General features: G+C 42.5%; 22 protein-coding genes. 4 read left to right on the forward strand and 18 right to left on the reverse strand.

Annotation, left to right across the window (positions count from 1 at the left end):
- Window positions 1-56 precede the first annotated feature (56 nt).
- Complete coding sequence (locus GDZ68_RS06405; protein ID WP_153721441.1) at window positions 57-1,562, forward strand: catalase; 1,506 nt, start codon at window positions 57-59, stop codon at window positions 1,560-1,562.
- Window positions 1,563-1,607: 45 nt separating this feature from the next.
- Here the strand turns inward: GDZ68_RS06405 and GDZ68_RS06410 are convergent, their stop codons facing one another.
- Both GDZ68_RS06410 and GDZ68_RS06415 read right to left on the reverse strand, forming a co-directional pair.
- The gene (locus tag GDZ68_RS06410) at window positions 1,608-2,426 is read right to left on the reverse strand and encodes a DUF368 domain-containing protein (protein WP_194841082.1); all 819 of its coding nucleotides are present in this window, start codon (window positions 2,424-2,426) and stop codon (window positions 1,608-1,610) included.
- 184 nt (window positions 2,427-2,610) lie between these two features.
- Entirely contained in the window at window positions 2,611-3,978 is a 1,368-nt protein-coding gene (locus GDZ68_RS06415) for a polysaccharide deacetylase family protein (RefSeq protein ID WP_153721443.1), read from the reverse strand.
- A gap of 370 nt (window positions 3,979-4,348) precedes the next feature.
- Here GDZ68_RS06415 and trhO point away from each other — a divergent pair, with 370 nt between their 5' ends.
- Window positions 4,349-5,323 (forward strand): oxygen-dependent tRNA uridine(34) hydroxylase TrhO, encoded by a 975-nt coding sequence (trhO, locus tag GDZ68_RS06420; RefSeq protein ID WP_153721444.1) that lies wholly within the window; start codon window positions 4,349-4,351, stop codon window positions 5,321-5,323.
- 721 nt (window positions 5,324-6,044) lie between these two features.
- Here trhO and pstB (GDZ68_RS06425) read toward each other — a convergent pair.
- The 6 genes from pstB (GDZ68_RS06425) to GDZ68_RS06450 form a co-directional block, all read right to left on the reverse strand.
- Window positions 6,045-6,824: a phosphate ABC transporter ATP-binding protein PstB gene (gene pstB / locus GDZ68_RS06425; RefSeq protein ID WP_304625197.1), complete on the reverse strand. Its 780-nt coding sequence runs from the start codon at window positions 6,822-6,824 to the stop codon at window positions 6,045-6,047.
- Between the two features lie 10 nt (window positions 6,825-6,834).
- Window positions 6,835-7,635, reverse strand: coding sequence for a phosphate ABC transporter ATP-binding protein PstB (gene pstB / locus GDZ68_RS06430; RefSeq protein WP_153721509.1), 801 nt, complete (start codon window positions 7,633-7,635; stop codon window positions 6,835-6,837).
- Between the two features lie 44 nt (window positions 7,636-7,679).
- Entirely contained in the window at window positions 7,680-8,564 is an 885-nt protein-coding gene (gene pstA, locus GDZ68_RS06435; RefSeq protein ID WP_153721445.1) for a phosphate ABC transporter permease PstA, read from the reverse strand.
- Complete coding sequence (pstC, locus tag GDZ68_RS06440) at window positions 8,561-9,439, reverse strand: phosphate ABC transporter permease subunit PstC (RefSeq protein ID WP_153721510.1); 879 nt, start codon at window positions 9,437-9,439, stop codon at window positions 8,561-8,563. Before pstC ends, pstA begins: the two co-directional genes overlap by 4 nt.
- A gap of 95 nt (window positions 9,440-9,534) precedes the next feature.
- Entirely contained in the window at window positions 9,535-10,443 is a 909-nt protein-coding gene (locus tag GDZ68_RS06445) for a phosphate ABC transporter substrate-binding protein PstS family protein (protein WP_153721446.1), read from the reverse strand.
- A gap of 349 nt (window positions 10,444-10,792) precedes the next feature.
- Complete coding sequence (locus GDZ68_RS06450; protein ID WP_153721447.1) at window positions 10,793-11,503, reverse strand: response regulator transcription factor; 711 nt, start codon at window positions 11,501-11,503, stop codon at window positions 10,793-10,795.
- Window positions 11,504-11,670: 167 nt separating this feature from the next.
- Between GDZ68_RS06450 and GDZ68_RS06455 the strand changes: the two genes are divergently transcribed.
- A complete protein-coding gene (locus GDZ68_RS06455) occupies window positions 11,671-12,912 on the forward strand; it encodes a serpin family protein (protein WP_153721448.1) in 1,242 nt (413 codons plus the stop codon).
- A 151-nt stretch (window positions 12,913-13,063) separates the two neighbouring features.
- The gene (locus GDZ68_RS06460) at window positions 13,064-14,092 is read left to right on the forward strand and encodes an NADP-dependent oxidoreductase (protein WP_153721449.1); all 1,029 of its coding nucleotides are present in this window, start codon (window positions 13,064-13,066) and stop codon (window positions 14,090-14,092) included.
- Between the two features lie 63 nt (window positions 14,093-14,155).
- Here the strand turns inward: GDZ68_RS06460 and GDZ68_RS06465 are convergent, their stop codons facing one another.
- From GDZ68_RS06465 to GDZ68_RS06510, 10 genes are all read right to left on the reverse strand, one after another.
- Window positions 14,156-14,518 carry a DUF488 domain-containing protein gene (locus GDZ68_RS06465; protein ID WP_153721450.1) on the reverse strand — a complete coding sequence of 121 codons (363 nt, stop codon included), beginning with the start codon at window positions 14,516-14,518 and terminating at the stop codon, window positions 14,156-14,158.
- A gap of 112 nt (window positions 14,519-14,630) precedes the next feature.
- Window positions 14,631-15,155, reverse strand: coding sequence for a D-glycero-alpha-D-manno-heptose-1,7-bisphosphate 7-phosphatase (locus tag GDZ68_RS06470; RefSeq protein ID WP_153721451.1), 525 nt, complete (start codon window positions 15,153-15,155; stop codon window positions 14,631-14,633).
- Window positions 15,156-15,287: 132 nt separating this feature from the next.
- Window positions 15,288-15,785 carry an LURP-one-related/scramblase family protein gene (locus GDZ68_RS06475; RefSeq protein ID WP_153721452.1) on the reverse strand — a complete coding sequence of 166 codons (498 nt, stop codon included), beginning with the start codon at window positions 15,783-15,785 and terminating at the stop codon, window positions 15,288-15,290.
- Between the two features lie 140 nt (window positions 15,786-15,925).
- Window positions 15,926-16,909, reverse strand: coding sequence for an NAD(P)/FAD-dependent oxidoreductase (locus GDZ68_RS06480; protein ID WP_153721453.1), 984 nt, complete (start codon window positions 16,907-16,909; stop codon window positions 15,926-15,928).
- Between the two features lie 106 nt (window positions 16,910-17,015).
- The gene (locus GDZ68_RS06485) at window positions 17,016-17,303 is read right to left on the reverse strand and encodes a DUF6509 family protein (RefSeq protein ID WP_153721454.1); all 288 of its coding nucleotides are present in this window, start codon (window positions 17,301-17,303) and stop codon (window positions 17,016-17,018) included.
- Between the two features lie 278 nt (window positions 17,304-17,581).
- Entirely contained in the window at window positions 17,582-18,958 is a 1,377-nt protein-coding gene (locus GDZ68_RS06490; protein WP_194841083.1) for a GGDEF domain-containing protein, read from the reverse strand.
- A gap of 278 nt (window positions 18,959-19,236) precedes the next feature.
- Window positions 19,237-20,895, reverse strand: coding sequence for a formate--tetrahydrofolate ligase (locus GDZ68_RS06495; protein WP_153721511.1), 1,659 nt, complete (start codon window positions 20,893-20,895; stop codon window positions 19,237-19,239).
- 54 nt (window positions 20,896-20,949) lie between these two features.
- A complete protein-coding gene (locus GDZ68_RS06500; protein ID WP_153721456.1) occupies window positions 20,950-21,933 on the reverse strand; it encodes a zinc-binding dehydrogenase in 984 nt (327 codons plus the stop codon).
- A 116-nt stretch (window positions 21,934-22,049) separates the two neighbouring features.
- Window positions 22,050-22,538, reverse strand: a complete 489-nt coding sequence (locus GDZ68_RS06505; RefSeq protein ID WP_194841084.1) for a helix-turn-helix domain-containing protein — start codon at window positions 22,536-22,538, stop codon at window positions 22,050-22,052.
- Between the two features lie 142 nt (window positions 22,539-22,680).
- The gene (locus tag GDZ68_RS06510) at window positions 22,681-23,166 is read right to left on the reverse strand and encodes a dUTP diphosphatase (protein WP_153721458.1); all 486 of its coding nucleotides are present in this window, start codon (window positions 23,164-23,166) and stop codon (window positions 22,681-22,683) included.
- Between the last annotated feature and the right edge of the window lie 33 nt (window positions 23,167-23,199).

A 23,199-nucleotide genomic window follows, 5' to 3' on the forward strand; every position in this document is an offset into this window, starting at 1 on the left:
AGTCTGCTATAATTAGGATTATAAGTAGTAAATGAATAAATCAGGAGGAATTCATAATGTCAATTAACGAAAACAATTCTCAAAGAAGAAAACTAACAACCGCTGCAGGTGCTCCTGTAGTTGATAACCAAAACTCTATGTCAGCCGGGCCGCGCGGGCCACTTCTTTTACAGGACGTCTGGCTTTTAGAAAAACTGGCCCATTTCGATCGTGAAGTAATTCCGGAGCGCAGAATGCATGCGAAAGGTTCAGGCGCATATGGCACTTTCACTGTAACTCACGACATTACCAAGTACACGAAAGCAAAACTTTTTTCAGAGATTGGCAAGCAAACAGAAATGTTCGCACGCTTTTCGACTGTTGCCGGTGAACGCGGTGCAGCTGATGCAGAACGCGACATTCGCGGATTTGCCCTGAAGTTTTATACAGAAGAAGGCAACTGGGACTTAGTCGGCAATAACACACCCGTCTTCTTCTTCCGTGACCCGCTGCAGTTCCCTGACTTGAATCATGCAGTGAAACGTGATCCGAGAACAAATTTGAGAAGCCCGAAAAATAACTGGGATTTCTGGACTTCCCTGCCTGAAGCGCTTCATCAAATTACCATCATCATGAGTGACCGCGGAATACCCCGTTCCTTCCGTGAAATGCATGGTTTCGGCAGCCATACATTCAGCATGATCAATGCAAATAATGAACGTCACTGGGTCAAGTTCCACTTCCGTTCCCAGCAAGGCATTCATAATTTAACGGATGAAGAATCTGCAGCAACAATTTCTACAGACCGTGAGAGTTCACAGCGTGATTTGCTGTCTAACATCGATAACGGCAACTTCCCGAAATGGAAGATGTATATTCAGGTGATGACTGAGGAACAGGCAAATGAAATGCCGTACAATCCATTTGATCTGACAAAAGTCTGGTACAAAAAAGATTTCCCTTTAATTGAAGTTGGAGAATTTGAATTAAACCGCAATCCAGAAAACTACTTTGCAGAAGTGGAGCAGGCAGCATTTACCCCTGCAGCAATCGTTCCCGGGATTGGATTCTCTCCTGACAAAATGCTGCAAGGACGTTTATTCTCGTATGGCGATGCACAGCGCTATCGTTTGGGCGTCAATCACCATCAGATTCCTGTTAACGCGCCAAAATGTCCGTTCCACAGTTTCCACCGTGATGGCGCGATGCGAGTAGACGGCAATATGGGCGCTACCACACACTATGAGCCAAACAGCTACGGTGAATGGCAAGAACAGCCGGACTTCAAAGAGCCTCCTTTGAAAATTCATGGCGATGCGGACAACTGGAACTTCCGTGAAGATGATGACGATTACTTCACACAGCCCGGGAAGTTGTTCAATATTTTAAGTACAGAAGAACAAGAGCGTTTATTCGGCAACACCGCACGCAATATGGGCGATGCTCCTGTTGAAATCAAAATTAAACACATCCGTCACTGCTACTTGGCAGACCCAAAATACGGTGAAGGTGTTGCAAAAGCTCTTGGAATCCCAATGGCTGACGTAGATATCGAAAATACCACAACAATCGTGGATAACTGATCGGCGATAAAAAACGCTTAGAGACTTTTGGTCTCTAAGCGTTTTTCATGCTGCCTTTTCCCCTACTCCATTTAAAATATTGGCTACAATCAGACCTGTAATGATTGCAATAATACTCATGACGTAAGGCGTTCCGCTTTCAGGAATTCCTGGGAAGATAACAAAAATAGAACCGATGATCAAGCCCATAATTACTGTGAACATGCCTGTACGAAAATGTCCCAGTAAAAAACGAATTAGTTTACTGCTTACTATAAATCCAACTATAATCCCGCAGCCTGTAGCTATAATAACCGGAAAGTTAAAATCTGAAATAGCTGTAATTACAGTCGAATACACTCCGATCAGCAGCAGAACGAATGAACCGCTGACTCCGGGCAACAGCATGGCCATACTTCCCGCCCAGCCGGAAAAGAACAAAATAACTGTTGATTTCATTGTCAAATGAGTGATTAATAGAGGTTCTAGAGGCTTCACAAAAGCTGTAGAAGCCAAAGCTGCAGCAACGAGTATCATGAAAATAATATGATGCAGTTTAAAATTCTTACGCAGTCCTGCCTGTTTTGATATGAATGGAATCACCCCGATTATCAAACCTAAAAAGAAAAACTGAGTAGGTTCATGATAATGCTTCAATAAATAAGAAATCACTTTACTGAATAAAATGATTGTCGCTCCCATTCCGATTCCCAGAGGCAGCAAAAAGCCAATATGTTTTTTCCAGTCTTTACTGAAAAATCCGCTGATTGAGACCAGCAGCTGATCATAGATACCTAATATAAATGCTATAGTTCCACCGCTTACACCGGGAATCAAGTCACTGATGCCCATTAAAAATCCTCGATATAAATTTCTCCATTCCATGCCCGTTATTCCTCCAATGAATTTCATTCCTAACAGTATGTCACGCTGTCTACAGTAAATTACATCGTTCAGTTGTTTTCACATTCTGGTTTCAACTACTGTATGTCCTGCTTCCGCTAAATAGGACTGCCGCAAAACAAAAGTTGTTCCATTGTCAGAAGAAAAACAATGAAACAACTTTAGTTTAATAATTTTCAAGTTCAGATACTGTTACAAATGTATAGCCCTGCGACTGCAAATATGCGAGCACAGAATCGAGTCCGTCAGCTGTTGATTTATGAATATCATGCATCAGAACGATACTGCCGTTTCGCGTGTGTGCTTTCACTTTAGCCAACAGTTTTTGTGGATCATGATGTTTCCAATCTAATGTATCAACATCCCATAACACGACTGGGAGATTTGTAATTGCTCTAACACGCTCATTCTCCGCACCATAGGGCGGACGGAAGACAGTTGCGGGTTCACCTGTTACCTGCTTGATGATATCGGTCGTTCCCTGCACTTCATCATATAACTTTTTATCCGGCAATTTAGTCAATGAAGGGTGATTCCATGAGTGGTTGCCCAGTTCATGACCTGCTTCAGCAACTTGCTGAGCGATCTCAGGATAATATTCTACACGGCTTCCAAGCATGAAAAATGTTGCTTTTGCATCGTATTTTTTCAATGTCTCGAGAATTCTTACGGTAGATTTCGGATCCGGACCGTCATCAAATGTCAGTGCCACTTTTTTTCCTGCAGGCTTTTCCGTTATTTCTACCTGATAGTCTGCAGCCAGGAAGGGATTTAACTTTTCTAAAGGGACTTCAACTGTGACTGGACCTTCTGATTCTTCCGTAAAGACGCCTGCTCCATAATAGAACAATACTGATTGATCGGTTAAGGCGAAGTTTTGATAATTTCTCCAAAGCGGCTCAGTTGGCTGCCAAACATTTTCAGGAAGTAGAACATCTTTAAAATCAGGATTCTGGTAAATGTGGTCACGAACAACTTTCGCAGTACGCTTCAGTTTCTCCACGTCCTGTCCCACCAAGTCCGCCATTTTAATTTCTTTGCCTGTTTCCGGCTGAATATGGAATGTACGGATTTCTGAATCTATATCCGTTTCACTTGTAGAAATCGCAGCAAGTATTACGAAAGAATAATTACCTGATTGATTCTGAACCGTTTCAAATGAAATATTCAATTCTTTTGCAGACGCATCCTGATTTTCGTCATTCTCAAAATAGCGTGTTTTCCATTGATCTATGTATTCTAAAATCCGGCTGTTAAATTCTTCATATTCACTTTGCGGATATTGAATTGCAAAAGGCTGTTTCGGATCATTCGTTGTTTCTGTCACTATTTTTATACCGGGAAAATTAGAATCACTTGAATTAATCAAGACTTCCGGTTTGGGTTCTTCTTTTATTTTATTAGGCGAGGCACTTGTTGAACTGTCTGATGTATTGAAGATTAACAGCAGCGCAAAAGCAGTCATTGCCATAATTGCACTTGAAAACGCAACATCTATCCATAGTGAACGGCGTTTTCTTCTTTTAAATTTCATAGAAAGACTCCTTTTTTTGATTTTTCCAAAGTTCCGCTAAAAAATTAAAATGTTTTCATTTTAACTAAAAAGATTACTAGCTAAATTAGTCAACTGTGGTAGTTTTATAGCGAAATCTATAAAAATATGTCTAGTTCTCAGTATACAATAAAAATATAACTAAACAAGAATTTCACTGTAATTCAGCAGCCAATTTCAAAAGAAAAATTACAGCTAAATGGATAAACACTTTTACAGAAAACTGATTTGTGATATAATACCTAAGGCTCGTTTCTTGCAAATTCGAGTACAAGGGAGATTAAATCCCTTTGATACACACCGATCTCGGCTGTTATCTATTGCAAAGAGAAAACAGAAGGCGGTAATCAGAATGGAAAAGAAAGAATATCGTATTTTATTATTTTACAAATATGTCACAATTGAAGAGCCCGAAGAATTCGCAGCTCAGCATTTGGCATTTTGTAAGGAACACGGTTTAAAAGGCAGAATCCTAGTTGGTGCAGAAGGTATCAACGGTACATGTTCCGGGACGGTCGAACAGACGGACGCATACATGGAGCATATGAAAGCTGATCCCCGTTTTGCGGATATCTGGTTTAAAATCGACGAAGCAGACGGCCATGCGTTCAAGAAAATGCATGTGCGCTTTCGAAATGAAATTGTCAATCTCAGTTTGCCTGATGATGTCAATCCTCTGGAATTAACAGGTGAATACTTAGAGCCTGATCAATTTTTAGAGCAAATGCAGGATGAAAATACAGTCGTTTTAGATGCACGAAATGATTACGAGTACGATCTGGGTCATTTCCGCGGTGCAATCCGTCCTGATATCGAAAACTTCCGTGATCTTCCGGAATGGGTGTTGGAAAACAAGGAACAACTTGAAGGCAAAAAGATTCTTGCCTATTGTACAGGCGGAATCCGCTGTGAAAAATTCACAGGCTGGCTGAAACGCGAGGGTTTTGAAGATGTAGCACACTTGCATGGAGGAATTGTTTCTTACGGCAAGGACCCTGTCGCCAAAGGACAGTTATGGGATGGACAGTGTTATGTATTTGATGAGCGTATTGCAGTTCCTATCAACCAAGTGGAACATGTAATTGTTGGACGCGATCATTTTGACGGCACACCTTGCGAGCGTTATGTGAACTGTGCGAATCCTGAATGCAACGCGAAAATTTTATGTTCTGAAGAGAATGAGCATTTCTATATGCGCAGCTGTTCAGACGAGTGCCGCACGCATCCGCGTAACCGGTATTTCGTTGAACATAATTTGACTGTTGATGAGTTTGATGCACGGATGGCAAAAATTGAAGAATTGCGTTCAAGCGAAAAAATTTCTTAATAACAGACAGCCAGTTTCCTTCATGGATACTGGCTGTTTTCCTTTATCTCTTCGCCAGTGCTCTGTTCACGGCAACACAAAAAAAGAAGCAATCTGTCACGTGCATATGGCGAAAACCCTGCCGCATTTTGGCAGGGTATGGATTTAGTATGTGCAAGTTTCGTTACTCGACTTTGCAGGAGTTTTGAATGAAGTGTGAGTTTGCAGTTTGAACCCGCTTCGGCGCTGGGGGATTGCCTTACGCTATGAGCCTACTGGCGAAGAGCGTGCCAGCAGTCTCATAGCCACGGCTAACCCCGCAGTTGCGCCTTCGCTGGTGTTGAAGAAAGTATGTCATACTGCTCTTTTACAGAGTGTGGATTTAGTTGGTATGGTTTTCGTTTCTCGACTATGCAACCGTATTGATCACAAGAATCTAAGCCTTTGCAGAATGATAAATAGAGCGTGAAATGCCTTACTTATAATAAAAGTCTAAAATAGTATGCTCATACTGCTAATCACATAAAAAAGTATTGAAACACCAGCCAGTGTACCGGAGTGGAAGGCGGCGACTCCGGGAGGATCAGCCCGATAGGATGAGACAACTAAAGGGAGCGAAGCGACCAGTTGGCTCACCGAGGGCCCTCCGGAACGCGTCCGCCTGGAACGCAGGGAAACGGTCTCTTCCCACTTACTCTATATATTTACTGCTATCAATGTCTGCTGCTGATTACATAAATATTCAGCCGAACTTTCCTGCTATGTAGTCTTTTGTCTCTTGATGGGCAGGACGTGAGAAAACAGCTTCTGTACTTCCAAACTCTTTCACTTCCCCATTCAGAAAAAAAGCGGTGAAATCGGAAATGCGTGCGGCCTGCTGCATATTATGGGTCACGATGACAATGGTATATTGCTCTTTCAAAGACTCGATAAGCTCTTCGACTTTTGCTGTGGAAATGGGATCCAATGCGGAAGTCGGTTCATCCATCAGAATGATATCCGGCTTGGTTGCAAGGGTTCTGGCGATGGTCAGACGCTGTTGCTGCCCTCCTGATAAACCGGCTGCCGGTTTGCCAAGCTGATCCTTTACTTCTTCCCAAAGAGCAGCAGAACGCAAATTTGATTCTACTAGATCATCTAATGCTCTTTTACTTTTCACGCCATGAATCCTTGGTCCAAAGGCGATATTTTCGTAAATTGAACCAGGAAACACAGAAGCATGCTGAAAGACCATGCCCACTTTTTTTCGGAGGTCCACTGGATCTGTTGAACGATCGGTAATATTTACACCGTCAATCCAGATGCCACCTTCCGTACGGATACCCGGAATTAAATCATTCATTCGGTTCAGTGTCCTAAGAAATGTTGACTTGCCGCATCCTGACGGTCCAATTAATGCGGTGATCTGTTTACGTTCAATCTTCAAATTGATGTTTTTCAGCGCGTGCAGTGAATCATAGTGGAACTGCAAATCTTCTGTTTGAATTGCCGGCATCTTTATTGGTGCAGCTGTCTGGGACATTCCCTTCCTCCTATCCGATTCGTCCATTGATATAATGAGCTGTCTGTTCATGCAATGGATTAGTAAAGATTTGTCCTGTCTGGCCATGCTCAACTACTCTTCCCATGTAGAAATAAGCTGTTTCATCAGATATTCGGGCTGCCTGTTGCATATTATGCGTGACAATGACAATCGTATAATCTGCTTTTAATTGAGTAATCAGCTCTTCAATTTTCGCAGTCGATACCGGATCAAGCGCAGATGCAGGCTCATCGAGCAACAGCACACTCGGCTGCATGGCCAGTGCTCTTGCGATACACAGCCTTTGCTGCTGACCGCCTGATAACCGCAATGCAGATGTATTCAATTGATCCTTTACTTCATCCCATAAAGCTGCCTTCTTCAGACTGTCTTCTACAATCTCCTCTAATTCTGACTGCTTTTTCACACCATGGCGCATTGGTCCTGATGCTACATTTTTGAAAATAGATTTAGCAAAAGGCACAGGCCGCTGAAATACCATACCGATCTGTTTGCGCACTTCATGCAAATTCACGCGTTCAGAATGCAGTTCAATTCCTTCATAATAAATTTCTCCTTCTGCACGGCATTGGTCAATATCATCATTCATTCGGTTCAAAGCGCGTAAGAATGTTGATTTGCCACATCCCGAAGGACCGATCAGTGCAGTGACGGATTGCTTACGAAATGAAATGCTGACTTGATTTACCGCCTGATGCTCGCCGTAAAATACAGAAAGTTCTTTCGTCTGCAGTGCAGAGCTTGCTGCAAAACCCGATCCCTCTGAAACTCTCATCGATTTGGTTTTCATAACGGCAGGATGTAATACCATCGATTGCATATGCGTCCTCCTCATTAACCGGCGCTTAATTTTTTGAACATCAATCTTCCAATGAAACGTGACGCTAAATTAAATCCTAAAATAGAAATGATCAGCAATGCCGCAGCACCATCTGAAATGGCAGATGCATCCGGCATAATACCTTCACCATTAATCTTCCAAATATGTACAGCCATTGTTTCTGCAGGTCTGAATGGATTGAGAGGTGAAACCGGCGATAGCGGATTCCAATCTGTAAAATCTATTGCAGGCGTGCTCATTCCTGCTGTGTAAATCAACGCGGCCGCTTCACCAAATACACGTCCAGAAGCCAGAATGACACCAGTCACGATACCCGGCAGAGCCGCGGGCAGAACAACGGTCGTTATTGTCTCCCATTTCGAAAAACCAAGTGCCCAGCCAGCTTCTCTCTGCTGTTTAGGAACATTGCTGATCGATTGTTCAACTACCCGCACGAGCAGTGGTAAATTAAACACCGAAAGTGCAAGTGCGCCTGATAAAATAGAGAATCCCCATCCTAAATACAACACGAAGAATAGAAACCCGAACAATCCGACGACGATTGAAGGTAAAGATGACAGTACTTCAATCAGTACCCGAATACAGCGAACCAGCCAATTGTCTTTTGCATATTCCGCCAAGTAGATACCCGCGCCTATTGCCACAGGCACAGAAATCAGCAAGGTCAGAACGAGTAAGTAAAACGAGTTAAACAGTTGGGGTCCTACTCCTCCGCCTTCTTTGAAGATTTGCGGCGGAGAGGTAATGAATTGCCAGCTGAGCTGAGGAATTCCTTTTACAAAAACGAATCCCAGCAATCCTGCAAGCAGCGTAACGATGATTCCGACAATTGCATACAGACAGACAGTTGCGAGTTGATCGGCTCTCTTGGCATTCATCGGACAGTCCTCCCCTTTCCTATTATCCGCACCGCCAGTGTAAAGAACAGTGACATTAGCAAAAGTATGAGAGCAAGAGACCAAAGGGCATTGTTTTCCACTTGCCCCATCACCGTATAACCCATACCCATCGTCAAAATGCTCGTCAGCGTCGAAGCTGGTTCGAATAGCGAATGTGGAATAACGGCAGCGTTACCGATAACCATCTGAACAGCCAGTGCTTCACCGAATGCGCGGGCCATCCCAAAAATTATCGCCATCATTAAACCCGGCTTCGCTGTTTTCAAGACCACTCGATAAATCATTTGCCACCTCGTCGAACCCAGTGCCAAAGATGCTTCCCGCAATGAACGCGGGACGGATTGGATTGCATCGAGTGATAAACTCGTGACAGTCGGCAAAATCATGACTGATAAAACAATGGTTCCAGCCGCGATCCCAAAACCGCTCCCGGGAAATACTTCCCGCAACAGGGGAACGACTACACTTAAACCGATAAAACCATATACAACCGAAGGAATTCCCACCAGCAGCTCGATTACCGGCTGCATAATTTTCTTCCCTGTTTTTTGCGATATTTCACTCATAAATATTGCTGCACCTATTGCGATCGGCGCACAGATGACAGCGGATATCCCTGTCACCGCCAATGAACCTGCCAGGAAAGGAAGCGCTCCGATAATCGGTTTCCCAATCTCACTTACTTTTCCGGGATTCCATTCTGTGCCCGTCAAGAATTCTTTCAAACTTCCATTATTCACTGCGAATGTCGAAAGCCCCTTTGAGAAAACGAGCAGCAAAATGGCTACTGTGATAGCTGCTGTCAGAACGACAGACAAAAAGGTAATCCATTTGCCTGCCCTCTCCATACGCATTTTATTACTTTTACGATATAGCGGATGCTCGGACTCTTTTAATAATTTAGCCAAGATCTATTCTCCTTTCAAGCTGCGGAATCAATAGGATGGCTTCATTTTTCCGTGATATTTCCTTCTGCATCCCGCTCAATCTTCATACCTGTCACTGGCAGGTAATCCATTTCAGGAAGCAGTTGCTCTTGAACGTCTGCTGACAGGATATAAACGATTAAGTCTTTCGCAAGTCCTTTTGCCTGACCATTTGTATACATATGTTGATACGCCCAGATTTCCCAGTCATTCGTTTCAACATTTTCTTGATTCGGCTCCACTCCATTGACTTGCAGAGCAGTTGTAGAGTCGTCAAAATACGAGAATGCCAGATAACTTATTGAACCGGGTGTTTCACTGACAATCTTACGGACAGTCCCTGATGAGTCCTGCTCCTGTGCTTCAATAGGCTCTTTTCCCTGTAAAGCAAATGCTTCAAATGTAGCCCGTGTCCCTGATCCTTGTGCACGATTAATCACGATGATGTCCTGATCTTGTCCGCCAAGCTCACTCCAATTTGTAATCTCACCAGTAAAGATTCCAATCAATTCTTCCGTGCTGACATTCTCTACACCCACTTCATTATGAACAACAGGACCCATGCCGACTACAGCCACTTTGTGATCTGTCAAAGCACTTGCATCCACGCCTTCTTTTTCTTCCGCAAAAATATCAGAATTTCCAATATCAACAGCACCTTCACTGATCTTGCTTAATCCGGTGCCGCTGCCGCCGCCCTGTACATTAATGACTGCACCCGGATTTTCTGCTGTGTATTGCTGAGCAGCAGCTTCTACTAAAGGTTGCAATGCACTCGAACCTACCGCTGTAATCGGTTCCGGTGCTGAGTCAGTCGCATTGGAATTATCTTTTTCCTGACTTCCATCTGCCTGCGTTGTACTGCAGGCTGCCATTACCCACGTGCATAGTAAAACAAATGCCAACAATGTAAATCGATTGCTTTTCTTCATTGATGGTGCCTCCTCGATTACTCGTATGGTTGTCAGCCAACTTTCAGCTGCATATCTAATGTAATCTATGGATGTTAAGCCATGATGGATGAAACGTAAAGGTTGTGTAAATGTTCTGTATATATAAGTGGAATTAATAAATAAGCATTCTATAAGTTACCTAGTACCGTTGATTTCCGTTCCAGGCGGACGCTTTCTGGAGGGCCCGCGGTGAGCCAACTTGCACTCCAATCAACTGAGTAGATAGAACATAGCTTCCTTACGATGTAAAAAGTTTAATACAACTTATATAGATAGAAAAAAGCTGCCTTTTTATGGGCAGCTTAACTTTATTATGTATACAGAACAATTAAAATGCAGGTGTATCAAACTTATAACCAAATCCCCGAATCGTCTTGATATAAACAGGATTTTTCGTGTCAGTTTCGATTTTTTCGCGTAAATGACTAATATGAACATCGACGATACGTGAATCTCCCGTGTATTCATAATTCCATATGGCATCCAGCAATTGCTCACGGTGCAGGACTTTACCTGAATGGCGGACCAAATAAAGCAGCAATTCAAATTCCTTCGGTGTTAGATCTAATAATTTTTCTTGCATGAAAGCTTCTACTTTTTCAGGATAAATAACGAGCTTCCCTGCCCTGACTTCGACTTGCTCTTCTGGTTCTTTTACGGAGAGCGAATCCTGCAGTTCGATTCGTCGGAGGATTGCTTTCACACGGGCCATGACTTCCCGCGGACTGAAAGGTTTGGTCAGATAATCATCAGCTCCTAGTTCAAGTCCCAGAACTTTATCGAATTCATCACCTTTGGCTGTCAGCATCAAAATCGGTGTATGCACTTTCTCCTGACGCAGCGTTTTGCAGACATCCATCCCATCCATTCCCGGCAGCATAATATCGAGAAGCAGCAGATCAGGTTTTTCCGATAATGTCATGGAGACTGCTGTATTTCCGTCACGTGCCACGTACACTTGATACCCGGCTTGCTCTAAATTGTATTGCAAAAGCGTGACAATGGATTGTTCATCTTCCACAACCAATATCTTTTTCATCCATTTAGCTCCTTTACAGCTAAGACTTTTTCAGTCTGTTTATAAGTCTACTGTACGGCGCCTTTCAGAAAATGTCTACTATTTTCGTAATCATTTGCAAATCTATTGACCCGTTTATGTAACTTCTTTCACGATCATTCGACAACTGGGTAAAGGAGCTGAAATTTATGTCCTATAAATTGATTCTTTCCGTCTTTCTTCTAGCAGTGCTCTTAGTTGTCTCCTGCGGCAGAGGAGCAGATCAAAATAAAAACCAGAAAGAGGTCACCGGTTCATTTGAAGAAAGAGATTTTGAAAAGTTATCTGATCCATCCCTGAAGCTTGCCCGGGAACTGAACTTGCATGCCGAACCAAATGACGACGGGAATGTATTCGTGTCACCGGTAAGTCTCTTTATGGCCGTGTCCATGTTGCAGAACGGAGCTGAAGGAGAAACACGTGAAGGTATAGTCCAGGCGATACAGGCGAATGAAATGTCACCGGTCGAACTGAACCGGGCAAATGCATCGCTGCTTGGCCGACTTCAGAATCTGGATGAAGATACAACCGTTCATATCGCTAATTCTTTGTGGATTAATGACAACTACACACTGCAAGACGATTTTAAACGTCTAATTCATGACTATTATTTGGGATCTGCCGAAGAAATTGATGTCAGCAAACGAAAATCTGCAGAACGCATCAATCAATGGGTATCGGATTCAACTAACGGTAAAATTGAGGATATTGTCGAACCACAGCTGCCAGGGAATTTGGTAATGTACCTGATGAATGCCGTATATTTTAAAGCAAACTGGACTTACCCGTTCAGTCCAGCAGCCACTGCTGATGGAAACTTTCATCTGGAAGATGGTTCCGAAGCGACTGTTCCGTTTATGAGTTTACAGGAGACTGTGCCTTATATGGAAAACGATGAATTCCAGGCAGTATCACTTCCTTATGGAAAAGGTGAAATGACTATGGATATTTATGTACCGAAAGAAAATAGCGATATCAATGCATTTTTGAATTCTTGGACGTCTGAAAAGCATCGTATGTGGATGGAGACATTTGAGGAACAGACAGGAACAGTGCAACTGCCTAAATTTGAACTTGAATATGAAGCCGTGTTGAACAGCCTGCTCAGTGAATTGGGAATGCAGCGCGCATTTAGTGATCAGGCAGAGCTTGGCAAACTCACTGTGGAAAACAAATCGCTGTTTGTAAGCGAAGTAAAACAGAAAACCTTTCTGTCGGTCGACGAAGACGGCACAGAAGCCGCTGCAGTGACTTCTGTCGGAGTATCTGAGGCATCTGCACCCGCAGAGACATTTAAATTGCGAGCCGATCGTCCATTTTTCCTGACTATCCGAGAGCAGGAGGCAGATATTATTTTATTTGCAGGAAAGATTATGTATCCTGACCAGTAAGAAGTCACAACGGACGTTTTTTCAGTAAAGTGCCTTCTGATTGACATTGAAACTTACTAATAGTAACCTTAATACCTACTTACTTTTAGTGAGTGCTTGTTACTGTATACAGCTTGAAGATAAGAATACGAAGAAAACTGGAGGAATTCACATGACACAGCCAACACAGCAGGAAATTCATTTAGCAAACCGTCCAAAAGGACTTCCGACAATGGAAACATTTGATTTTGTCGATAGACCGATGCCTTCAATCAATGAAAATGAAGTGCTCGTCCGGACACTTTACGTATCAGTTGATCCTTATATGCGCGGACGTATGCAAGATGTAAAATCATATATACCGCCATTTAAACTACACGAAGTAATTGTTGGCGGAGTGGTCGGCCAAGTGATTGAATCTAATTCAGATTCTTTCAAACCGGGAGACTTTGTTGTAGGAAATCTGAATTGGGCTGAATACACTGCAGCCGCCGAGAAAGACATTCGTAAAATCGATCCTGCTGCAGCACCGATTACTGCACATTTAGGCATTTTAGGTATGACCGGACTGACAGCTTATTTTGGTTTGTTGGATATTGGTAAACCGCAGGCAGGGGAAACGGTCGCAGTATCGGGAGCAGCCGGAGCAGTCGGTTCAGTTGTCGGTCAAATCGCCAAGATGAAAGGCGCGAAAATCATCGGGATTGCAGGTTCACAAGAAAAAATTGATTATCTGAAAAATGATCTGGGATTTGATGAAGCCGTAAATTATAAAAAAGACAGTTTCCGTGATGACTTGAAAGCTGCAGCAGCTGACGGAATTGATATATATTTTGATAATGTTGGCGGCGAAGTGACAGATGCAGTATTCGAACTGTTGAATAACCACGCGCGTATTGCATTATGCGGAGCGATATCTGGTTATAATAAGACAGAAAAAGACCTCGGCCCGCGTCCTCATTCCGCAATGATCAAAACAAGCGCGTTAATGAAAGGCTTCACGGTTGGTGACTATTCAGCAGATTTCAGCACTGCCGGAGCTGAATTAGGCAAGTGGCTTTCAGAAGGAAAACTGCAATATGAAGAGACAATCGTCAATGGTTTCGAGAAAATTCCGGAAGCGTTTCTTGGTCTTTTCGAAGGAATAAATTTAGGTAAGCAGCTAGTTAAAGTCGCTGATCCAGTAAAGATAGAACAATAAAACAGAAATCCCCTGTACAGTGAGGCGCAGGGGATTTCTCTTTCTTGCCTTTCGCTAGGAAGTTTACTGATGATCCAGTATTTCCTTTAAGACAGCTGCCTGGTTGTACTTTTCTTCTTTCGCGCCGAATATAAGCGTCAGATTTTTATTATGTTCTTTTGTCCATTCCTTCAGCTTTTCGAGTTCTTCTTGCTGTGTGCTGTTTTCTTTCAGTTCCTGCTTATATTTCTTTTTAAATTGCTCATATTTATTGGCGTCATGGTTAAACCATTTACGAAGTTCCTTGCTCGGACCCACTTCTTTCAGCCATTCATCCAACTCCGCCTCTTCCTTACTGACACCGCGTGGCCAGATTCTATCCACCAGAATTCGCATGCCGTCTTTTTTATCAGCTTTCTCATAAGCCCGCTTAATTTGTACTGGCATTGCCATCCTCCTCGCATTGTACACCTGCTAGCCTTTACCCTCTCGAACTGCAGATCAATCAATTAAAAGGAAGTCTGCCGATCAGTTTCATTTTAGATCACCGAACCCCTTTTCACATACTGTCATTCAAAATCCATTCAGCTGCACTTAGGAGATCAGGATACACTGCGTCGGCAAGCGGATCACTGTTTCCAATGAATACGGTTCTGGCTCCAGCTTTTTTCCCGGCTAAAATATCCGTGTCCGTATCCCCCACCATATAAGAAGAAGCAAGTTCCACATCATATTTGTCAGCAAGATCTTCAATGAGCTTACTGTTCGGTTTCCTGCATGCGCAGCCTGATTTCGGTTTATGCGGACAATAAACGGCTTCCTTGATTTCAGCGCCTTCTTTTCGAAGTTCTGCAATCATATGGCTGTGAATTTTCTGTAACTCTTTTTCTTTCATAAATCCCAAGCCTACGCCGCCTTGATTGGTGACAACAAATACATAATCAAACACTTGATTCAGCATCCGGATTGCTTTTGCTGTATCAGGCAGAAAAAACAACTGTTCCGGACGGTTTACAAATTTAACCCGATCGGTCAAAACTTCATTGATGACCCCGTCCCGGTCAAGAAAGACAGCCTTTTTCAAAATGATCCCTCCTGGACTCTTATCAACCGTAGTATGTACGAACTTCCGGCACTGATGCACTCTGACTAGAATATCCACCCGTACACCGTTTCTTCGAGCAATTCCCATTCTATTCATCTGCATAATCTGCCCTTACATCGAAGCTGCAGAACTGGATGCAGCCTGATCGGCTTTCGCACAATCAATCGCCACTACTAAAGCTACGATCAATGTTTCCATTTCCTCCTTCATAATTTGTATCTGATAACTGTCTCCCCATGTAAACCATTGCTTATCTACTGTCCCGATGACTTCCCCGTTTTGTGTAACATCAAAGTTCATATCCCACCAGTTGCCTCTAACTTCAATCCCCGCCGCGTCAATGGAGTAAGCAGATTTTAAGAAAGTAAATTGCTTTTTGATTGTCACTGTCTCCTGCCCTTCTGCTTCAACGAAAAAGGTCGGCAGAAAACTGAACGTTTTTTTGGTGATCAGTCCCACTTCATTCATTTGCGTATCCATTATCGAAAAAGTTTTAGGAAACTTCATCCAGCTCCCCTCTACATAATAGACATCCTGTTCATTCTGATCTTTCACTGTAAATTTCCCCGCCATGCTGAATACTTTTTGCTTGATATACAGCTGCTTCATTTAATTCCCTCCCTGTATTAGAAACTCGTTACTTACTATACGTGATTAGTTATAAAGGGTTTCATTTATATGAACTTCAGACTGATTTTGCATATAAAAAAGCCTGCATGAACAAGTCATACAGGCCGTTTCTTTTCATATTAGCCAAATACACTTGTACTGTGCAAAGGCTGAAGTTTTGCTTTTGGATCGATAAATGATTTAGCGTGACTAATCGCAATCGGCGCTTCTCCCATACCAACCGCAATCAATTTCACTTTCCCGTCATATGTTGTTACATCGCCTGCTGCGAAAATGCCCGGGATGTTGGTTTCCATACGTGAATTAACGACAATCGAGTTGCGCTCCATCTCCAGCCCCCACTCTTTCAACGGACCGAGAGAAGAAATGTTGCCGTAGTTCACCACTACATGATCTACTTCAAACTCTTTTGTGTCCCCGCCTTTTTCAGTCAGAATTAATTTCTCAATTTTTTCACCGTCGCCGTGAATTTCGCTCACAGTATGTGAAGTCAATACATTGACCGATGAATTATGAAGCTGATTGACGCTCGTTTCATGAGCTGTAAAACGTTCTCTGCGATGAACGAGTGTCACTTGGGAAGCGATATCTTCAAGCATCAGAGCCCAATCTAGTGCAGAGTCGCCTCCGCCGCAGACGAGGATATTCTGATCCTTAAACAAAGAAAGGTCCTTAATGCCATAGTGCAGTGTCTTTCCTTCAAAAACAGGCTCTTCTTTCAAACCGATTTTACGCGGCTGGAATGCCCCGATTCCTGCAGTCAATAATATTGTACGTGTGAGATGCTGTCCTTTATCCGTAGTCAAGATGAAATAATCGTCTTTCTTCTCTACAGAAACCGCTGCTTCTCCCAAGATAATTTCCGGTTTGGCATAATGCGCCTGTGTAACTAAGTTCGCCACAAGATCCTTTGCCAGAATCTTCGGGAAGCCTCCTACATCATAGATATATTTATCCGGATACAGCTCAATCAATTGTCCGCCGAGCTGTGGCAGACTATCGATAATTTTTACAGACATTTCACGCATACCAGCATAGAAAGATGAGAATAATCCCGTCGGTCCGCCGCCGATAATCGTGATATCCACTATTTCTTCATTCATGTAAAACACTCCTATAACTAATTCATTAATGTGAAACTACTGAGATTACTGCATATATTCCAATTATATTATCTACTATTTAGTGAATAAAAACATCTATTTTGTTTTACATCTCCGGAAAATTTGTCAGGCAGTACTGCTCTACTGCAGCCTTTTCTTCATCGTCCCATTCCACGTCGTAAACACTGTCCGTTGCCAATTCGTAAAATTGGTATGTAAGCATTTTACGCTGGCCGTCTCTGACCGAATAAAGCACTTTCAGTCCCGTGCCGTCTTCATTGAATAATTCGTCTTCTTCATCCAGTTTAACTGTCAAAAGAAATTCATATCTCTGACCTTCGATAATTCCTGTTGGATCTACTAATTCTTGTGCTTTGCCGTTTACTATATTCATTCAATTTCTCCTTCTTCCCGCTCTGTAAAGAGTTTGCTTCCTCTATCCTACCTCATTTAATAGGAGTGGGGCAATTTATGAAGCAGATTTATCTTAAAAACTTTCTTTCCACCTTGTTTTGCTGGAAAATGAAGGGATAAACACCGTGTGAACGGTTTAGGAGGAGTTACATGCTTACATTGACACGTCCAGGATATTATTGATTCAATTAAGCAATGTCTGTTAAAAAACGAACCATTTAATATTAGACGAAAAAAGTCATCACATATAACCGTTTTTCAGGTCTCTAAATAATGGTACAAGGAATATTGATCCTTTCCTTTTTTCTTAGAGTGATACAAGGCTACATCTGCTTTATGATAGAGTGTATGCATCGTATCTTTCGTATCCGCAATCGCTATTCCTATGCTGATCGATAAGTGAATATCATCTTTCTCCAAATAACTAAAGCAGTCTCTCATTGACCCGAGCATGTTTTCAGCACGCTCCTTCACTTCTTCCTCAGTCAGCCTGGAGAATAAAACGACAAATTCATCTCCGCCTATTCGTGCAGACAGATTTTCACTGCCGCTTTCTTTTTCAATAATTTTAGCTGCCTGCCTGAGGAGCCGGTCTCCTTCTCCATGCCCTAAAGAGTCGTTTACCAACTTGAAATTGTCCAAATCAATAATCATAAACTGCAGCGGCCCTTTCTTACGGCGCAGCCATTCAACTGCAGAATCCTCAAATGCAGCGCGGTTCTTCAAGCCTGTCAGCACATCATGGAAAGCCAAATGAACCGGCCTTGAAATCATACGTGCAATAATTATCGAAAGAATAATCGTTACCATACTTATCGCGATAATTTGATAGATAAATTCATTTCTGTAAGAAACAAGAACACCGGCAACAGGTACATCATAGTATGCGATTTCTACAACTCTGTTTGTCGATAGCCCTTCTGCTTTCTCGGCTCTATAGGGTATGTACCGATAAGTCAAAACCTGCCCGTTTTCCTTGGAAATCTTTTCTTTTACTTCGAAATCCCTGAAAGCTTCCTTAAAAACAGCCTCACGAGACGGTGCTATTTTTTCTTCCCGCTCCGATTGCCTGTCTCCAAGCAATAAACCAAGCGACGTATAGACATTAATAGATTTAATCTGATCATTTTCCTCTTCGAGACGCAAAGTCGTATCGATGAAATTAAATTCCTGGAATTCTATTTTATCTTCCAAATTATAAGCCAGTTCAATCAGGTATTCACCATCCGGAGTCGGCATATAGGTGAATTTCTTAAATTCTCCGGTATTCTGCTGAACGTCAAGTGCATCATGAGAAAAAATTCCGCTCTGACGACGCTCAGTCAGCAGTTTTCCAAAGTTTTTACAGCATTCGTCAAAGTTTAATCCAACATCATCTTGGTAACTGCTTTCTATAATTTCATTTTTCGCGTTAATAATAAATATTTGCATTCCGCTTTCTTTTTCAAGCTGCTTATAGTTCCAAGTTGAAAAATCATTATTTTGCTCATACTTTTCTAATAATTTCTGCGAGTAGGTTTCCATAATAGCAGCGCGGTCCACATCCAGAATGTTATAGATTTTATCGATGGTTGATAGACTGGTGATGATTTCATCTTCCGCCACTTGAATCTGTCTCTCTAAATTAGCATTCACATTCATTTTCAGCTTATGATAATCTGCGACGACGATAATGAGTGACAGGAATAGTGTAAATGAAATGAGGATGATGGTTAACTTGGTGCGAAAATACTTATCCAGTTCACTTCACCTCTCTTTACTATCCTATAGTTATGAAAACATATTATGATTATAACATAGGTATAGTTCCATGGAACCCCTACTAATGATACTCTCTACAACTGTCACCAATTTGATTTATTTACATAAAAAAAAGCAAAGAGGTTTAAAAACCCTTTGCTTTTTACTCTATTTTACATAAGACCTTTTGCATTGCCTTTTTCATCTATATCCATATTTAATGCTGCAGGTTGTTTCGGCAAGCCCGGCATAGTCATGATGTCACCTGTTAAACAGACAAGGAATCCTGCGCCTAACTTAGGCAGGATTTTTCGGACAGTAATCATGAAATCAGTGGGTTTTCCAAGCTTTTTGGGGTCATCCGAAAATGAATATTGTGTTTTCGCCATACATACAGGCAATAAGTCCCAGCCATTCTTTTCAATCTCAGCAAGATCTTTCATTGCCTGATCTGTAAAGATAACGCCGAGCCCGCCATAAACTTTCTGTACGATCGCTGTAATCTTCTCTTCCACAGATTGCTCTACATCATAAATCGGGGCAAAGTTACAGGGCTCTTCAATCGCTTTTAATACTTCCTTCGCCAATTGCTCGCCGCCTGCCCCGCCATTTCCCCATACATCTGTCAAAGCTATTTTCACTTGATTGGACTCACACCATTGCTGAACCATTTGCAGTTCGCTCTCTGAGTCTGTAATGAAGTGATTTAACGCCACAACCGGCTGCACGCCAAACGCACGCACTGTTTCCACATGCTTTTCCAAGTTCACAAGGCCATGTTCCACTGCCGCCGTATTTTCCTGTTTCAGCTCAGTTTTAGCAACACCGCCATGCATCTTCAGCGCACGGATCGTAGTGACCAATACAACTGCAGCCGGCTGGAACTTCCCTATCCGCGCTTTGATATCCATGAACTTCTCGGCGCCTAAATCTGAACCAAAGCCTGCTTCAGTGACAACAAAATCCGCTAAACTTCTAGCAGTGTTTGTTGCAATCAGCGAGTTGCAGCCATGGGCAATATTTGCGAACGGGCCGCCATGAATCAATGCAGGCGTGCCTTCCATAGTCTGTACGAGGTTTGGCTTGAAGGCATCCTTCAGCAATAAAGCAAGAGCACCTTCTACTTTTAGATCCCTTACCGTAATAGCCTCTTTATCATATGTGTAGCCAATCACAATGTCAGCCAAGCGTTCTTTCAGGTTCTGTAAATCTGATGCCAAGCAGAATATAGCCATAATTTCTGAAGCAACTGTAATATCAAAACCTTCTTCTCTCGGGACACCTTGAGAAGGTCCGCCCAGCCCAATAGTTACATGGCGCAAAGCACGGTCATTCATATCCATGACACGTTTCCAGGTAATACGGCGAGGATCAATATTTAACAAATTACCTTGATGTAAGTGATTGTCAATCATCGCACTCAGCGCATTATTTGCTGTTGTAATGGCATGAAGATCTCCGGTGAAATGCAAATTAATATCTTCCATCGGCAGGACTTGAGAGAATCCGCCGCCTGTTGCACCGCCTTTTACTCCCATAACAGGTCCTAATGAAGGTTCACGCAATGTAATCATCGTCTTGTTGCCGAGACGGGACAGCGCATCGCCCAATCCGACAGTGACCGTAGATTTGCCTTCTCCGGCAGGGGTCGGGCTTGTTGCTGTAACCAGAATCACTTTTGCCTGATTCGTACTTTTGGGAATCAAGTCTACATTCAGTTTTGCTTTATACTTCCCGTATAACTCCAGGGCCTCTGAAGGTATACCGGATCTTTCAGCAATTTCCTCAATTGGTAGCATCTTTGCTCCAGAAGCAATTTCTAAGTCTGACATAATCTTTACTTGCTCAGTCACTTCTTCCACTGCCTTTCCGTTCAAATCTGAACTTCATTGTTCTGTCTGTAAAACGATTTTTCCAAATTGAACACTATCGCCCAACTTTGAAAACGCCTCTTCTGTTTTCGAAAGAGGCAGGACAGAATCAATGACCGGATGGATTTTATACTCCTCAATAAATGAAAGCATTTCACGCAATTCTTCCCTACTCCCCATAGTCGTCCCAAGCAGAGTATACTGTCCATAAAAGAACTCACGCAAATTCAGATCCACCGTATCCTCTGTTGTTGCGCCGAAGACTACGATGTGTCCTCCCGGCTTCAGCACATCAAGTGACCGGTTAAAAGTAGCTCTTCCCACACTCTCAATGACAAGATCTATACTTTCATTTTTCAATTCTTCCTGCCAGTCGCCATTTGTATCGATTGCCAGATCTGCTCCAATAGTAACGGCATGATCTCTCTTTTCTTCACTTCTTGATGAGACGATGACGCGGGCACCGATTTGTTTAGCGAATTGAATGATAAACGTAGCCACTCCGCTGCCGGCTCCCGGAATAAATACAGTCTGCCCTTCTTTGATTTGTCCTTTCGTGACAAGTGCCCGATATCCCGTCAGTCCCGCCAACGCAATGACAGCTGACTCATCCCATGTTAGATAGGCTGGTTTCTTCTCCAGCTGTTCAGCAGAAATGCATATTTTCTCTGCAAATGTACCATGATCCGGCATGCCCAAAATATCAAAATCTACTGAAGGAGCATGACTCTTTTCAAACCAGCGAAGCGACGGATTGATGATCACTTCATCACCGACATTCCAATTCTTAACTCCTTCACCTACAGATTCTATTATGCCGGCTCCGTCAGAACCCAGCACGAGTGGGTCCTTCACGTCTCCCCTGCGTCTCGGAATATTGGTATCACGTCTGTTTAAGCCTGCTGCTTTTAAAGCTACAATGACTTCACCTTCAGCTGCTTTAGGTTCTGCGATATCTGTAAACCTCAATTCACCATTCTCATGAACGAATGCCTTCAATCAACTCATCCTCCCTGCGATTATATACGCTACTATCATATCGTATATTGAACCTTTTTCATACTCTGTATTATCTGTATACTTGAAAAAACACAATGAGCGAAATGCCCATTGTGTCATATATTTCGTCTTTTATATTTAGCCAGCTCTACTAATTCCAGCACGTCTTTTTTAGGCAGTCTGATGACAAGTTCCAACAATTCTTTTTCAGCGAGTCGCCGGCCTTTCCCGCTGCGGTAACGTTCTTTATTATGTGAATCAATGTCTGCATACATTTGGTCGCTTTCAGTAGGCCACTTGCCGGCTTCTTCCACATTCATTGTCTCACGAAGTCGATCATACAGGGATTCCACTGTATTTCCAGTTGTTTTTATATAAGGAGTAAAGGTCACTTCACCCATAATTAATTCGTCTGTTGAAACCGAAAAGCGTTCGGATATTTTTGCAATCCAGGCTGCAGACGGCGCATTTTTACCCCGCTCCCAATCTTTAATCCGACTTGCAGATGTTCCAATCGCCGCACCAAAAGCCATCATTGACAGTCCTCTTCGTTCTCTTAATGCTTTCAATCGCAACCCAAAATCGTCCTTGCTCCATTCGTTCAATGAAATCCCTCCCATATGACCATTCTTCCTAAATAATATTATGTAGAAAGCCCTTTTGCCAATTAACTTTAAAATCAAATTATTCAACGTTGAAAATAATTTTATCATCAAACCTGCAATATATCAAACAGGGTACTGTCCGTCAGTATCCATTTTTCTGCCGGTCATAATTTTCTTCATTTTTATCTATATAAGCCTGGATAATTTGTTCTTCAGTAAAGCCCAGCTGTTTTGCCAGCGCTCCGTACATTACCCAAATCGTTTGATAGTTTTCAAACGACAGATCATCTAAAAAAGTATAGATGGAACGGCCTGTTTTTAGAAATAACTTCGTTAGATTCTGTTCATCTACTGCAACGGCCGGCCATTCTTCCAAACCGTCAAAACCCTTTTCAATCCCCAATGATAGCAGAAAATGAATGGAATCCACATATTCTTCTAAAATAACAAGTTCTTCTGAAGGACCTTTTGTGCTCCAAAATTTAAAACATCTTGTTTCATTGGCCAATTCCGCTAATTCGACCGCCAGCGCCAACCCTCTTTCATCAAAAGTTTCGGCTGGCTGATGATTTTTCTGTATGTATGTATCTAATGCCCGCTGCATTTCGAATAACTGATTTAATTTCATTTCAAAAATCCCTCCGATTGTTTGCTATTAAAT

This window comes from Sporosarcina cascadiensis, assembly GCF_009650995.1.
GTDB lineage: Bacteria > Bacillota > Bacilli > Bacillales_A > Planococcaceae > Sporosarcina > Sporosarcina cascadiensis.